The sequence below is a fragment of the Mycobacterium sp. E787 genome (genome assembly GCF_001668725.1).
In the GTDB taxonomy this organism is placed as follows: domain Bacteria; phylum Actinomycetota; class Actinomycetes; order Mycobacteriales; family Mycobacteriaceae; genus Mycobacterium.
In genome coordinates this window covers 20,013-34,158 of sequence record NZ_LZKL01000058.1, presented here as the reverse complement: position 1 = coordinate 34,158, position 14,146 = coordinate 20,013, and the positions used below count along the sequence as shown (strand labels likewise).

The 14,146-nt window shown below is 69.4% G+C and carries 17 protein-coding genes and 1 tRNA gene; 8 read left to right on the top strand and 10 right to left on the bottom strand.

The genetic code is table 11. From position 1 onward, the window contains the following. Window positions 1-78: 78 nt before the first annotated feature. From A5705_RS12995 to A5705_RS12985, 3 genes are all read right to left on the bottom strand, one after another. Window positions 79-168 (bottom strand) — tRNA-Ser (locus A5705_RS12995). A gap of 29 nt (window positions 169-197) precedes the next feature. Next, window positions 198-653 carry a nucleoside deaminase gene (locus A5705_RS12990; RefSeq protein WP_067872311.1) on the bottom strand — a complete coding sequence of 152 codons (456 nt, stop codon included), beginning with the start codon at window positions 651-653 and terminating at the stop codon, window positions 198-200. 6 nt (window positions 654-659) lie between these two features. Further along, window positions 660-1,181 (bottom strand): tRNA adenosine deaminase-associated protein, encoded by a 522-nt coding sequence (locus A5705_RS12985; protein WP_067872308.1) that lies wholly within the window; start codon window positions 1,179-1,181, stop codon window positions 660-662. Window positions 1,182-1,326: 145 nt separating this feature from the next. Here A5705_RS12985 and A5705_RS12980 point away from each other — a divergent pair, with 145 nt between their 5' ends. Beyond that, entirely contained in the window at window positions 1,327-2,286 is a 960-nt protein-coding gene (locus A5705_RS12980) for a prephenate dehydrogenase (protein WP_231964189.1), read from the top strand. On the opposite strand, the gene A5705_RS12975 is transcribed toward A5705_RS12980, so the two are convergent. The 5 genes from A5705_RS12975 to A5705_RS12955 are packed head-to-tail and all read right to left on the bottom strand — an operon-like array spanning window position 2,249 to window position 6,339. After that, complete coding sequence (locus A5705_RS12975; RefSeq protein WP_067872303.1) at window positions 2,249-2,848, bottom strand: putative glycolipid-binding domain-containing protein; 600 nt, start codon at window positions 2,846-2,848, stop codon at window positions 2,249-2,251. The genes A5705_RS12980 and A5705_RS12975 overlap by 38 nt on opposite strands. Next, window positions 2,845-3,612 carry an ABC transporter permease gene (locus A5705_RS12970; RefSeq protein WP_067872301.1) on the bottom strand — a complete coding sequence of 256 codons (768 nt, stop codon included), beginning with the start codon at window positions 3,610-3,612 and terminating at the stop codon, window positions 2,845-2,847. The genes A5705_RS12975 and A5705_RS12970 overlap by 4 nt, the downstream gene beginning before the upstream one ends. After that, the gene (locus tag A5705_RS12965; RefSeq protein ID WP_067872298.1) at window positions 3,609-4,295 is read right to left on the bottom strand and encodes an ABC transporter permease; all 687 of its coding nucleotides are present in this window, start codon (window positions 4,293-4,295) and stop codon (window positions 3,609-3,611) included. Before A5705_RS12965 ends, A5705_RS12970 begins: the two co-directional genes overlap by 4 nt. A gap of 2 nt (window positions 4,296-4,297) precedes the next feature. Continuing rightward, complete coding sequence (locus A5705_RS12960; RefSeq protein WP_067872295.1) at window positions 4,298-5,389, bottom strand: ABC transporter ATP-binding protein; 1,092 nt, start codon at window positions 5,387-5,389, stop codon at window positions 4,298-4,300. Further along, entirely contained in the window at window positions 5,386-6,339 is a 954-nt protein-coding gene (locus A5705_RS12955; RefSeq protein ID WP_067872292.1) for an ABC transporter substrate-binding protein, read from the bottom strand. The genes A5705_RS12960 and A5705_RS12955 overlap by 4 nt, the downstream gene beginning before the upstream one ends. Before the next feature lie 114 nt (window positions 6,340-6,453). On the opposite strand from A5705_RS12955, the gene A5705_RS12950 reads away from it, so the two are divergent. After that, complete coding sequence (locus A5705_RS12950) at window positions 6,454-6,795, top strand: lipopolysaccharide assembly LapA domain-containing protein (RefSeq protein WP_068277906.1); 342 nt, start codon at window positions 6,454-6,456, stop codon at window positions 6,793-6,795. A 93-nt stretch (window positions 6,796-6,888) separates the two neighbouring features. Here the strand turns inward: A5705_RS12950 and A5705_RS12945 are convergent, their stop codons facing one another. Together A5705_RS12945 and A5705_RS12940 are read right to left on the bottom strand one after the other, a co-directional pair. After that, on the bottom strand, window positions 6,889-7,935 hold the full coding sequence (locus tag A5705_RS12945; protein WP_068277903.1) for a phosphotransferase family protein: 1,047 nt from the start codon (window positions 7,933-7,935) through the stop codon (window positions 6,889-6,891). A 35-nt stretch (window positions 7,936-7,970) separates the two neighbouring features. Further along, a complete protein-coding gene (locus A5705_RS12940) occupies window positions 7,971-8,579 on the bottom strand; it encodes a histidine phosphatase family protein (protein WP_067872281.1) in 609 nt (202 codons plus the stop codon). A gap of 76 nt (window positions 8,580-8,655) precedes the next feature. Between A5705_RS12940 and A5705_RS12935 the strand changes: the two genes are divergently transcribed. The 6 genes from A5705_RS12935 to A5705_RS12910 all read left to right on the top strand — a co-directional run bounded on the left by A5705_RS12935 (window position 8,656) and on the right by A5705_RS12910 (window position 14,123). Next, entirely contained in the window at window positions 8,656-9,321 is a 666-nt protein-coding gene (locus A5705_RS12935) for a class I SAM-dependent methyltransferase (RefSeq protein ID WP_067872278.1), read from the top strand. Window positions 9,322-9,392: 71 nt separating this feature from the next. Further along, on the top strand, window positions 9,393-10,424 hold the full coding sequence (locus tag A5705_RS12930; protein WP_068277900.1) for a phosphotransferase family protein: 1,032 nt from the start codon (window positions 9,393-9,395) through the stop codon (window positions 10,422-10,424). Window position 10,425: 1 nt separating this feature from the next. Beyond that, window positions 10,426-11,190 carry an SDR family NAD(P)-dependent oxidoreductase gene (locus tag A5705_RS12925; RefSeq protein WP_068277895.1) on the top strand — a complete coding sequence of 255 codons (765 nt, stop codon included), beginning with the start codon at window positions 10,426-10,428 and terminating at the stop codon, window positions 11,188-11,190. Window positions 11,191-11,264: 74 nt separating this feature from the next. Beyond that, window positions 11,265-12,548 carry an acyl-CoA dehydrogenase family protein gene (locus tag A5705_RS12920; protein WP_067872270.1) on the top strand — a complete coding sequence of 428 codons (1,284 nt, stop codon included), beginning with the start codon at window positions 11,265-11,267 and terminating at the stop codon, window positions 12,546-12,548. After that, window positions 12,529-13,149, top strand: a complete 621-nt coding sequence (locus tag A5705_RS12915) for a TetR/AcrR family transcriptional regulator (protein ID WP_067872267.1) — start codon at window positions 12,529-12,531, stop codon at window positions 13,147-13,149. Before A5705_RS12920 ends, A5705_RS12915 begins: the two co-directional genes overlap by 20 nt. Next, window positions 13,149-14,123, top strand: a complete 975-nt coding sequence (locus A5705_RS12910; RefSeq protein WP_067872264.1) for an NADPH:quinone oxidoreductase family protein — start codon at window positions 13,149-13,151, stop codon at window positions 14,121-14,123. The genes A5705_RS12915 and A5705_RS12910 overlap by 1 nt, the downstream gene beginning before the upstream one ends. The last annotated feature ends 23 nt before the right edge of the window (window positions 14,124-14,146 follow it).

The window sequence follows — 14,146 nt, the reverse complement described above, 5'->3', positions numbered from 1 at the left end:
CAAAACACCCCCAGCCAACAACTGAGGGTGTTCACTATGTCGCGAGACATCTGTCCTCGATGTCTCGCGACATCACAGTGGCGGTGGCGGAGGGATTTGAACCCTCGGACGGTGTTAGCCGTCACACGCTTTCGAGGCGTGCTCCTTAGGCCGCTCGGACACGCCACCGCCAGGCAGCTTACCGAACGGGTGGCTCCTCACCCCAATCGCTGGCGGGCGAAGAACGCCTCCAGGGGCGCGGCGCACTCCTGCGCGAGCACACCGCCGCGCACGGCCGGGCGGTGGTTGAGCCGACGATCGCGCACCACGTCCCACAGCGATCCGACCGCTCCCGTCTTGGGTTCCCACGCCCCGAACACCAGCCGCGCGACGCGCGCCAGCACCAGCGCACCGGCGCACATCGTGCACGGCTCGACGGTCACCGCCAGCGTGGCGCCCTCCAGCCGCCACCCGTCGCCGAGCGCTCGCGCCGCGGCCCGCATCGCCAGGATCTCGGCGTGCGCCGTCGGATCGCCAAGGGCCTCACGGGCATTCGCCGCCCGGGCCAGCTCGGTTCCGTCGGCGCCGATGACCACAGCGCCGATCGGCACGTCGCGGGGCCCCGCCGTCGCGGCGACCGACAGTGCGGCACGGATCAGATCTTCATCGGTGATCGGCGATCACCGACCGAGGCGGTCGATCACCGCCGACAGCTCGTCGGCAAAGCCCATCTCGCGGGCGATGCGGCCCAGTTGCTCGTCGGCGTACAGGTCGCTCTCGTCGAGGATGACCCCCAGCACGGCCTCCGGCAGCCCGACATCCGACAGCAGCCCCAGATCGCCCTCCTCGAAGGGGTCGGCGTCCTCGAGGTCCTCGGGATCGATGTCGGCGTCCAGGTTGTCCAGTGCTTCGGCGGCGATGTCGTAGTCCAGCGCGGCGGTGGCATCCGAGAGCAGCAACCGGGTCCCCGACGGCCCGGGGCGCACGATGACGAAGAATTCGTCGTCGACGTCGAGGAGACCGAAGACCGCGCCGGAGCTGCGCAGCTCACGCAGCTCGGTCTCGGCGGCCTGGAGGCTCGTCAGCGACTTGGGGGCCATGGCATAGCAGCGCCATTTGCCCTCTTCGCGCACGACCGCGACGCCGAAGCCGTCCGGCGTGTCCGCGGACGGGCCTTGCGCCGAGGCCCGCTGTGCTCCCATGGGCGCCTACGCTAGTCGCTGACCAGGCCGTCTGACCAGACGCAGCGCGAGAGGAACGCGCCACGATCCACGGCACCCGACGGCCGCGCCGGCCGCCGAACTGTGCCAACCTTGGACTGTGGCTCACCCTCGGTCGACAAGACCCATTTGCGTGCTCGGGCTGGGCCTCATCGGCGGCTCGATCATGCGGGCCACCACGGCGGCCGGCCGGGACGTGTTCGGCTACAACCGGTCGGTGGAGGGCGCGCACGCGGCCGTCGCCGACGGCTTCGACGCCAGCACCGATCTGACCCAGACCCTGACCCGGGCCGCCGACACCGGCGCGTTGATCGTCCTGGCCGTGCCGATGCCCGCGCTGGCGGGCATGCTCGCCCACATCAGGGAACTGGCCCCCGAATGCCCGCTGACCGACGTGACGAGTGTGAAGAGCGCGGTGGTCGACGAGGTGGCCGCGGCCGGTCTGCTGGAACGCTTCGTCGGCGGTCACCCGATGACGGGGACGGCGGATTCGGGGTGGGTCGCCGGCTACGCCGGGTTGTTCACCCGGGCCCCGTGGGTGGTCAGCGTCGACGACCACGTGAGCCCGGTCGTGTGGTCGATGGTGATGAGGCTGGCCCTCGACTGCGGCGCCCTGGTGGTGCCGGCCAAATCGGACGAGCATGACGCTGCGGCGGCCGCGATCTCGCACCTTCCGCACCTCCTCGCCGAGGCGCTGGCCGTCACCGCCGGGGAGGTGCCGCTGGCCTTCGCGCTGGCGGCCGGCTCGTTCCGCGACGGCACCCGGGTGGCGGGCACCGCCCCGGAGCTGGTGCGGGCGATGTGCGAGGGCAACGCCGCCCAGCTGTTGCCGGCGGTCGACCACGTCATCGAGTTGCTCGGCCGCGCGCGGGAGTCGCTCGCCTCCCACAACCTCGCCTCCCACAATTCGGTGGCCGACCTCATCGACGCCGGCCACGCCGCGCGCACCCGTTACGACAGCTTCCCGCGCTCCGACATCTTCACCGTCGTCATCGGGGAGGAGAACTGGCGCGAAGAACTGGCCGCCGCGGGCCGCGCGGGCGGGGTGATCAGATCCGCTCTGCCAACCCTGGATAGTCCACAATGAATCCCTCGTCATCGGCGCTCACCACAGTGTCGGCGACGGGGGACCGCAACTTGATCCCCTCGAGGTTTCCCTCGCTGGTGTAGCTCACGGTCGCCGCCGTGACGGACATGTCGGGCACGTTGACGTAGACCATGGGCAAGGTGACCATGTCCGCCCGTTCGTGCAGGCCGAGGCGGCGGATCGGCAGCGCATTGAAGAACGGGCTGAACACCACGTCGACGTCGAGCGCGCCGTTGTAGCCGGCGCGGCGTTCGCCCTGGTGGTCGGTGACCAACCACATGTTTTCCTCGTCCCGGGCGATGGCGAGCTGACGTTCGCGCTCGGCCAACGTGACGGTGAGCCCGAAGCGCTTGGTGGCGCCGGTCTCGTCGGTCTGCAGGTCGTAGTAGGCGCCGAACGCCGGGTTCGTCGCGGTGGACGCGGCCACGATGCGCCCATTGGCCCGGATCCGCTTGCCGGACACCTGGATTCGCACCGATTCCATGCGGGAGACGTCCTGGGCGCGCCAGGTCAACATCGCCTGCCACACGCGCCGGGCCGGATCAGAGGGGGCTGCGTTCACACTCCTACCGTAGGACGTGTCCATCGGGCGCGGCGGGTTTGCCCCGAAGTGCGGTCGGCGTCACCTGATTGCGCAGGCCGGCGGGGCACCCACAACGGGCCCCGTAGCCGGCCGGTGCCGGGCACCGAAGCCCACACCGCCAGTGCCAGCAGGCCGTCGAGCACCAGCGCCAACGCGGCCACCATCAGCGCGCCGACCAGCGCGAGCTGGAATTGCCGCTCCTTGATCCCGTCGATCAGGTATCGGCCCAGCCCGCCGAGGCTGGCGTAGGCGGCCACCGTCGCGGTCGCGACCACCTGCAACGTCGCGCTGCGCAGCCCACCCAGGATCAGCGGCAGCGCGTTGGGCACCTCCACCCGCAGCAACACCTGCGTTTCCGTCATGCCCATGGCGCGCGCGGCGTCGACGACCGTCGGCTCGACGTTGGCGACGCCCGCATAGGTTCCGGCCAGCAGCGACGGCACCCCGAGCAGCATCAGGGCGACCAGCGGCGGACCGATGCCCAGCCCGAACAGCAGCACCCCCAGCAGCAGCACGCCCAGCGTCGGCAGCGCCCGCAGGCCGTTGACCGCACCGACAACCAGCAGCGTGCCGCGACCGGTGTGCCCGATGATCAACCCGATCGGGACGGCGATCACGGCAGAGGCGGCCACCGCGAGTGCGGTGTATTCGAGGTGCTCGACCGTGCGGGCCGCCAGCCCGACCGGACCGGTCCAGTTGTCGGCGGTCAGCAGATAGGACAGCGCCTGTTGCACGAAATTCATCGCGCCCCGCCCACGACCGGGGCCACCACCGCGCGGCGACGTGGGGTGCGCCCGGCGCGCTCCCACGGCGTGGCCAGCCGCCCGGCCACGACGATGAGCGCGTCGATGACCGTCGCCAGCACGAACAGCGCGACGATGCCGGCGACGATCTGGTCGCTCTTGTCGGTCTGGTAGCCCTCGGTGAACCAGGTGCCCAGGCCGCCGATGCCGATCACCGAGCCGACCGAGACCATCGCGATGTTGGTCACCACGACCACGCGCAACCCGGCGACCAGCACCGGGATGGACAGCGGCAGTTCGACTTTCAGCATTCGTTTGAGTGCCGGATAGCCGACCGCGGTGGCGGCGTCGCGCACCTGGGCGGGCACCGCGTCCAAGGCCTCCGGCACCGCGCGCACCAGCAGCGCGGCGGTGTAGGCGGTCAGCGCGACCATGACGTTGGCCTCGTCGAGAATGCGGGTACCGATGATCATCGGCAGCACCACGAACAGCGCCAGCGACGGGACGGTGAACACGACGGCGGCGGTTGCCGTCGTCAGCCGCCGCGCCACCGGTACGCGCTGCACCCCGACGCCCAGCGGGATGGCGATCGCCAACCCGATCAGCACCGGCACCAACGCCAGCCGCAGATGCACCAGGGTCAGGGCCCAGGCGTCGTCGAGGTGGGTGAACAAGTAGTGCATCGTTAGCTCCCCCGGCGGGCTTCCACCGCGGCGAGCACGTCGGCGGCGAGCACGCCGCCGATGAGCTTGCCCCCGTCGTCCACGGCGACACCCACGCCCGACGGCGACGACAGCGCCGCGTCCAGTGCGTGGCTGAGATTGCCGTCGGGACGGAACAGCGAGCCGACGCCACTCATGCTGTCGGGCAACGACGCGCCGGCGCGGTGCTTGCGCAGGCCCTCGGCGTCGATCCAGCCCATTGGGGCGCCCGCGTCGTCGACCACCACCGCCCAGCCGTCGGGAAGGCCGCTGTCGCGCAGGCCGTCGGCGGCGACGCGCTCGATGTCGTGCAGGGGCAGCCCGGCCGCGTCCATCAGCTGCAACCATCGGTAACCGCGGCCCAGGCCGATGAACCTGGCCACGAACTCGTTGGCCGGCCGCGAAAGCAGCCGGGCGGGTTCGTCGTACTGCTGCAGCACGCCATCCTTGAACACCGCCACCTGCTCGCCCAGTCTGAGCGCCTCGTCGATGTCGTGGGTGACGAAGACGATGGTCTTGTGCAATTCGCTTTGCAGACGCAGCATTTCGTTCTGCAGCTCGTGGCGGACCACGGGGTCGACGGCGGAGAACGGCTCGTCCATCAACAGGATCGGCGGGTCCGCGGCGAGTGCGCGTGCCACGCCGACGCGTTGTTGTTCGCCACCGGACAGCTGGGCGGGGTATCGGGTGGCGATCTTGGGATCGAGGCCGACGCGCTCGAGCACCTCGTAGGCGGCTTTGCGGGCGGCGCGGCGCGGCTGGCCCTTCAACACCGGAACGGTTGCGACGTTGTCGATCACGCGCTGATGCGGCATCAGCCCGGCGTGCTGGATGACGTAGCCGATCCCGAGGCGCAGCCGAACGGGGTCGACACCTCGGACATCGGCCCCGTCGACGGTGATGGTGCCGGAGGTCGGCTCGATCATCCGGTTGATCATGCGCAGCGCCGTGGTCTTGCCGCTGCCCGAAGACCCGACGAAGACGGTCAATTCGCCGTTGGGAACCACCAGGCTCAGGCGGTCGACGGCGGTGGTCCCGTCGGCGAACACCTTGCTGACGCTGTCGAAGACGATCAACGCCGTTGCCCGATCGGGTGGCTGAAGCCGTTGTACTGCACCCAGTTTCGTGCCGCCTGGTCCGGATCGATGCCGGAGTTGCCCGCCACCTCGGCGTTGAGCCCCGCCATCCCGGTGGTGGTGAGCTTCGCCGACACCGCGTCCAGCACGCTCTTGAGCAGGTCCGACTTCTTCTGCGAGTTCACCAGCGGCACAATGTTGCCGGCCAGGAAGTTGTGCTCGGGATCCTCGAGCGCGACCAAATGCTCTTGCAGGATGGCCGGCGAGGTGCTGAAGATGTTGGCGGCCGTCACCCTGCCCTCCAGCAACGCGCGAACGGTCACCGCGCCGCCGCCGTCGTTGATGGCCACGAAGTTGCCGGGGCTGATGGCCAGGCCGTACTTCTGCCGCAGGCCCGGCAGGCCGGACGGGCGGTTCTCGAACGCCGACGGTGCGCCGAACCGCACGTCGGGCGAGTGTGCGGCCAAATCCCGGATGGTCTTCAGGTTCCAGTTGCGGGCAGTTCCGGCGGTGACGGTGACCGTGTCGGTGTCGGACGCCGGCGACGGCGTGAGAATCGACAGATCACCGGGAAGTTGCTTGTAGAGTTCCAGCTCGACGTCGTCGAGCATGGTCGCCGTCGAGTTGGGCGCGAAGTACAGCAGCAGGTTTCCGATGTACTCGGGCACCAGGTCGATGGAATGATCTTTCAGCGCGGGGATATAGGTTTCCCGGCTGCCGATGCCCATCCGCCGCCCGATCTCAAAACCGTTGGCCTGCAATGCCTGTGCGTAGATTTCGGCGACGATCTCCGATTCCGGGAAGTCGCCGGACCCGACCACGATGGATTTCGGGCTGCGGGCCTCCGCCCCCAGCGGGTCGGCATTGCTGCACGCCGCGATCAGGCACACCGTCGCCAGCCACACCGCGGCACGGACGGTCGCGCGGCGCGCGCGCGGCAGCATCCTCATAACGCCGACACTAACGGCAGAACCCCCGCAACGCGGCCGTCCCGGCGCCGGGCCGCCGGCGGTGTTTTCGCTGGATTTGTTTCAATCTGCCCAGGATGGGACAAAGATGACAGTATGAGCGGCCAAACCCCTGCCACGCCTCCCCCGCCGCCGCCCGCGTCCGGCGCCCGCGCGAAGCCCAACGATCCGGCCGTCGGGTTCACCCGCGCCGGCGCTTTGTGGACGTCCCTGATCGTCGGCTTCCTGATCCTGATCCTGCTGCTGATCTTCATAGCTCAGAACACGGATTCGGCGGCGTTCGCGTTCTTCGGCTGGCGCTGGAGCCTTCCGCTGGGGGTGGCGATCCTGCTGGCGGCGGTGGTGGGCGGTCTGATCACCGTGGCGGCAGGCACCGCACGGATCCTTCAGCTGCGCCGCGCCGCGAAGAAGCACCACGCGGCGGCTCATAACATCTAGCGCCGGGCTTTCGGTGTGAATCCTCGGCGAGAAAATCGCCCTGGGCGCACACTCAAAGCCCTCAGTACACACTCAAAGGCCACCAGTGCACACTCAGCCGGGCAGCTTGGCGAGCTCCGCCAGCCCGCGCGAGATCAGCGGTGCGACGACCTCGGGGGTGTGCTCGGGCTCTTTCCCGCTGGCCAGGTCTGACATCCGCCGGCGGAAGTCGATGCCGGCGGCGATGATGGCGAGCTTGAAGTAGGCCAGCGCCATGTAGAACTCCCAATGCGCCAGCGGCAACCCCGCCACGAGCGAGTAGCGGTCGGCGAGCTCGTCGGCCGTGGGCAGCAGCGGCGACGTCCAGGCGGCTTGCGCGTTGACGATCAGGTCCAGCGCCGGGTCGCGGTATACGCACATCAGGGCCGCGTCGGACAGCGGGTCGCCGAGGGTGGACAGCTCCCAGTCCACGACGGCGCGCACCTTCGTCGGATCGTCGGCGTCCAGGATGGTGTTGTCGATCCGGTAGTCGCCGTGCACGATCGAGGTCCGGCTCTGCTGCGGAATCGATTGCCGCAGACCCGAATGCAGCCGCTCGACGTCGGCGTCGCGGTGGTCTTCGGGCAGCCGCACCAGTTCCCATTGCGAACCCCACCGTCGCACCTGCCGCTCGAGATAGCCGCTGGGCTTGCCAAAGTCGGCCAGCCCCACGGCGTTCGGATCGACATTGTGCAGGTCCACGAGCACCCGGATCAGGGAGTCGACGCAGGCGTCGATGACAGTGTGGCTGAACGCCTCGAGTTGGGCGCGTCGGCGCACCACCTGCCCGGCAACGAATTCGACGATCTGGAACGGCGCGCCCAGCACCGAGTCGTCCTCGCACAGCGCGATCGCGCGCGCCACGGGGACCGGCGTGTCCCGCAGCGCGGCCACCACCTTGTATTCGCGGGCCATGTCGTGTGCCGACGGCGTCAGCCCGTGCAGCGGGGGACGCCGCACCAGCCAGCTGGTCGCGTCGTCGTACACCCGGAACGTCAGGTTCGAGCGGCCACCGGAGATGAATTCGCCCCGCAACTCGCCGTCGCGGCCAATCCCGAGCGAGCGCAGGTACCGGTCCAGCGAGACCAGGTCCAGCCCTTCGATTCGGTCAGTTGAAGTCACTCGAACTTGTTTACCACCGCGCATGTGGGGCGAGTTCACCACCGCTGATTTCGGGGCAGCAGGTCCCACACGTGCTCGACGGCGTTGACCCCGGCGACCGTCGCCTCGCCGGACCGCGAGAACAACAGCCGGGTGACCGAGGCGTAGTCGACGGGAAACGACAGCAGCCGGGCCGTGCCGAGGATCTCGTGCAGCAGCACGTTGATCACGCCGCCGTGGCTGAACACCGCGACCGTTTCCTCCGGCTCGGCGGCGGCGACCAGGTCGTCGACCGCCGCGCGCACGCGTGCCCGAAACGCTCCCTCATCGACCGCACTGGGCAGATGCCCCTGCGCCAGGCGCGCCCACTCCTCCGGCCGTTCGGCTTTGATCTGCTCGACGGGGATGTAGACCGGAAGGTCGCGATCGTATTCGGCGAACCGGTGGTCGATCTCGACGCTCAGCTCGCGGGCCGCCGCGACGGGTTCGGCGGTCTGGATGGCGCGCCGCTGCGGGCTGCTCACCACCCGCGAGATCGGAAACCTGGCGAGCGCCTCGGGCAGCCGTTCGACCTGCGCCCAGCCCTGCTCCGAAAGGTCCGGGTCGGCGCCCTCGCCGGGTTGGCTTCGCAGCGGTAGGGCATGCCGGACCAGCAGCACTTGCATGTTTGTTCCCGTCGTCGGATGGTGAGCAGCGCCAGTTTCTCATCGCGCCGCGCAATGCTGATCTCGAGGAGGAGAGATGACACAGCCGGGCATGGATTGGGACGCCGCCTACCGGCAGGAAGCGCCGCCCCCGTGGAGCATCGGCCGGCCGCAACCCGAATTGGCGGCTCTGATCGACCAAGGCAAAGTCCGCAGCGATGTCCTGGACGCCGGTTGCGGCCACGCCGAACTCTCGCTTGCGCTCGCGGCGCTCGGCTATACGGTCGTCGGCTTGGACGCCAGCCCGACCGCGGTCGCTGCGGCGACGGCCGCCGCCGCCGAACGGGGACTGACGACGGCGACCTTCGCGCAGGCCGACCTCACCGCGTTCCGTGGCTATGACGGACGCTTCTCGACGATCCTGGACAGCGGACTTTTCCACGTGCTGCCGCCCGAGCAACGCCAGGAGTACCTGCGGTCGATCCTTCGGGCCGCCGCGCCGGGCGCGGCGCTGTACATCCTGGCGTTCGCCACCGGTGCGCTCGGCCATAGCGACGGGCCCGGCCCGCGCGGCTTCACCGAAACCGAGTTGCGCGATTCCGTCGCGGAACTGTGGCGAGTCGATGACGTCCGCCCCGCCCGGTTGTACGGCAATGCGGGCGCACTCGCATCGGCCGGCGGCCTGTCGCCGGATATCGAGCGCGACGACGAGGGGCATTTCATGGCGCCGGGTTTCCTGCTCAGCGCGCGCAAGGCGGGTTAGGGATCCGGCGGGGCACTTCCCAAACGTTGAGAGAATGCTATTCTCTGCGCGGAGAGTGGGGTGTGCAGCCTATGACCAGTGTCGGCGAGACCCAGTTGGACCCGGGCGTTCTCGGCCGCTGGCTGGATGCGAACGACGCACCCGGCGGCGGCGAGCAACCTGTGCTGGAACCGCTGAAGGGCGGCTCGCAGAACACCCTCTACCTGATCGAGCGGGGCGGGCAGCGGATGGTGCTGCGGATGCCGGGCGCGCGCGCCGACGCTGCCCGCGTCGACGGCTTGCTCCGGGAAATCCGCCTCGTTCGCGCGCTGGCGGGCACCGACGTGCCACACGCGGCGCTGATCGCCGCCGACGACACCGGCGCCGTGCTGGGCCTGCCGTTCTACGTGATGCGGGCGATCGACGGGTGGAGCCCGATGGACGGCGGCTGGCAGGCGCCGTTCGACACCGACCTGGCCGCCCGTCGGGGGCTGGCGTTCGAACTCGTCGAGGGAGCCGCCAGGCTGGGCCGGGTGGATTGGCGGGCGCAGGGGCTCGACGGGTTCGGCCGCCCGGACGGGTTCCACGAACGCCAGGTCGATCGCTGGCTGAATTTCCTCGACGCCTACAAGGTGCGCGAACTGCCCGGCCTGCACGAGGCCGCCGACTGGCTGCGCAACAACCGGCCCGCGAGCTACCGGCCGGGCATCATGCACGGCGACTACCAGTTCGCCAACGTGATGTTCGCGCACGGTGCGCCGGCGCGGTTGGCCGCGATCGTCGACTGGGAGATGACGACGGTCGGCGACCCGCTGCTCGATTTGGCGTGGGCGCTGCTGGGCTACGACGGCGAGGAGCCGAGCGCCGACGGGTTCTATCTGGACATGCGGGGGATGCCTACGCGCACCGAGTTGCTCGAGCACTACGAGAAGGTCAGCGGGCTGTCCACCGAAAACATCGACTATTACCTCGTGCTGGCCAACTGGAAACTGGGCATCGTGCTGGAGAAGACCTACGCGGCCGGCGTGCGCACCGGAAAGGTGGACCCCCAGATCCAAGACACCTTCGGGGCGATGATCCCGCGGCTGATCGCGACCGCGGCGGAGCTGGCGAGGACGCGCTGAAATGGGTTATGCCGACCAGCTTTTCGACCTCACCGACCGGGTGGTGCTGATCACCGGCGGCAGCCGCGGCCTGGGCCGGGAGATGGCGTTCGGCATCGCCCGCTGCGGCGCCGACGTGGTGATCGCCAGCCGCAACATGGACAACTGCGTGGCCACCGCGATGGAGATCGAGGCCGAGACCGGCCGTTCCGCCATGCCCTATCAGGTGCACGTGGGCCGCTGGGACCAGCTCGACGGCCTGGTCGACGCGGCCTACGAGCGGTTCGGCAAGATCGACACGCTGATCAACAACGCGGGCATGTCGCCGCTGTACGACAAGCTGACCGACGTCACCGAGAAGCTGTTCGACGCGGTGCTCAACCTGAACCTCAAAGGCCCGTTTCGGTTGTCCGCCTTGGTCGGCGAGCGGATGGTGGCCGCCGGGCGCGGTTCCATCATCAACGTCAGCACCGCCGGATCGCTGCGGCCTGCCCCCGACATCATCCCCTATGCCGCGGCCAAGGCCGGCCTCAACGCCATGACCGAGGCGCTGGCGAAGGCGTTCGGGCCGACCGTCCGGGTGAACACGCTGATGGCGGGGCCGTTTCTCACCGACGTCAGCAAGGCCTGGAATCTTGACCGGGCCGAGGGCAAGCCGTTCGGCCATCTGGCGTTGCAGCGCGCCGGTGACCCGCGCGAAATCGTCGGCGCCGCACTGTTTCTGGTCTCCGACGCGTCCAGTTTCACCACCGGCTCGATCCTGCGCGCCGACGGCGGGATCCCCTGATAACCGTGGCGATCGCAAGCGCGGCGAAGCCGGGCTCTGGGGGTCGCCACCAATGAACAACTAGGAGTATTCGAATGCCTTGGGACTTCTCCACCGAACCGGAGTTCGAGAAAAAGCTGGACTGGATCCGCGAATTCGTGCGCGAGGAGGTGGAACCCCTCGAGGTGCTGTTTCCGGGCTGCGAGTTCCTGCCGCTCAACGACGAGCGGCGCCGGATCGTCGATCCGCTGAAGCAGCAGGTACGCGACAACGGCTTGTGGGCACCGCATCTGGGCCCCGAGCTGGGCGGGCAGGGCTTCGGGGCGGTCAAGCTGACGCTGATCAACGAGATCCTGGGCCGCAGCCCGTGGGCGCCGATCGTCTTCGGGACGCAGGCGCCCGACACCGGCAACGCCGAGATCATCGCGCGATTCGGTACTCAGGAGCAGAAGGACCGCTACCTTGCCGGCCTGCTGTCGGGGGAGATCTTCTCGTGCTTCTCGATGACCGAGCCCCAGGGCGGGGCCGATCCCCGGGTCTTCACCACCAGAGCTGAACGGGACGGCGACGACTGGATCATCACCGGGCGAAAGTACTTCTCCTCCAACGCGTCCGTCGCATCCTTCTTCATCGTCGTCGCGATCACCGACCCCGACGTGCCCGTGCATCAGGGCGCCTCGACGTTCCTGGTCCCGGCCGGAACCCCGGGCCTGAACGTCGAAGCCAACCACCACCTCGTCGGCGCCGACCCGCACGAGCCAGGGCATTCCCTGGTTCGCTACGACGGCGTGCGGGTGCCGTCCGACGCGCTGCTCGGCGAAGCCGGTCAGGGCTTCCTGATCCTGCAGACCCGCCTCGCCGGGGGGCGGCTGCACCACGCCATGCGCTCGATCGGCATGGCGCAGCGCGCCGTCGACATGATGTCGCGGCGCGCGAAAAGCCGTTTCACCCAGGGCAGCTCGCTGGCCGACAAGCAGCTGGTGCAGGAGTTCGTCGCCGACTCCTATACCGAATTGATCCCGTTCCGGCTGACCGTCCTGCATGCCGCCTGGCTCATCGACAACGGCGACGAGCGCGCCGCGCGGGCCGAGATCGCCGCCTGCAAGATCCTGGCGTCGCAGGTTCTCAAATCCATTGCGCTGCGCGCGATTCAGGTCCATGGCGCCATCGGTCTCACGGATCAACTGCCGCTGGTCAACGTGCTGCTCGGCGGCATCGCGCTCGGCCTGGCCGACGGGCCGACCGAGGCGCACAAGGTGAACCTGGCGCGGATGCTGCTCAAGGGCTACGAGGCCGAGGACGGCGACTGGCCCAGCGAAATGCTGGATGTCCGGCGGGCGGCGGCCCGCGCCAAATACGGTGAGCTCGTTGACAACTAGCAGAGTCTCCGCGGCGGTCGAACGGGCTCTCGACGACCGCCAGCGGGAGGCGACCGAGGAGGTTGAACGTATCCTGGCCGCCGCGGTGCGCGTCATGGAACGGGTCGCGCCCGAGGCGCCCCGCGTCAGCGACATCGTCGCCGAGGCCGGCTCGTCGAACAAGGCTTTCTATCGGTATTTCGCGGGTAAGGACGACCTCATCCTGGCGGTCATGGAACGCGGCGTGGCCATCGTCGTGTCCTACCTGCAGCACCAGATGGCCAAGGAAACCCGCCCGCAGGACAAAGTGGCGCGCTGGATCGAGGGCACCCTGGCACAGGTCGCCGACCCGCACCTGATCAGCATGAGCCGCGCGGCCGCCGGGCAGATGTCTCCCAACACTCGGCCCGCGACCGACCGGGAGATGCTGCGGCCGTTGCGCGACTTGCTGACCGAACCCGTTGCGGCCCTGGGCAGCACCGACGTCGACCGCGATGTCGAGGCGGTGTTCTGCTGCACCGCCGCGGCGATGCGGCGATACGTCGGTTCGGCCGATCGGCCCGAACCCGATGACATCGCACACCTGGTGGGGTTCTGCCTACGCGGCCTGGGGGCCGGGTGATGCGGGCCGCGGTCTGCCGCGCCTACGGCGCGCCGGAGGATCTGGTGATCGACGACGTCGCCGACCCCGCGCCCGGCCCTGGCCAGCTGGTGGTTCGGGTGCACGCCGCGGCGGTCAACTTTCCCGATGTGCTGTTGATCGCCGGCAAATACCAGGTCAAGATCCCGGTCCCGTTCGTCCCGGGCAGCGAACTGGCCGGTGAAGTGGTCGCCGTCGGCGACGGCACGCCGTTCCGTCCCGGCCAGCGGATCTCCGCCACCACGCCGACCGGGGCGTTCGCGGAGCTGGCGCTGCTCGACGCGGCATCGGCGGCGCCCATCCCGGACGGCGCCGACTTCGCGTCGGCCGCCGCGTTCGGCGTCACGTACCGCACCGCGTATCACGCGCTGCGGTCGATCGCGCAAGTCGCGCAGGGCGATTGGGTGGTGGTCCTCGGGGCCGCCGGCGGTGTGGGGCTGGCCGCGGTCGATCTGGCGGTGGCGATGAAGGCCCGGGTCCTGGCGGCGGCGTCCAGTCCGGAAAAGCTCGACCTGTGCCGACTCCGCGGGGCCGAGGCGGCCGTCGACTACGACCGCGAAGACCTGAAAGCGCGCATCCGCGAGCTGACCGGTGACGCCGCCCGCGTGGTTCTCGATCCCGTCGGCGGGTGCTACGCCGAGCCGGCGCTGCGGGCCCTGGCCCGGGGCGGGACCTTCATCACCCTCGGCTACGCAGCGGGCGCTATTCCGTCGATCCCGCTGAACCTGGTGCTGCTCAAGGGAATCACCGTGCGCGGCATGGAGATCCGCACCTTCATGGCCGACCGGCCCGACGACGCCGCGCGCGACATGCGCGAGCTGGCCCGGATGTTCGCCGACGGCACGATCCGGCCCCACATCGGCGCGCGATTCCCGCTCGCCGAGACCCCGGCCGCGTTGCGGCATGTCGCCGACCGCAAGGTCCTGGGCAAGGTGGTCATCGACGTGGCGCAGTAGCCACGCGAGCAGTCGCAAAAGCC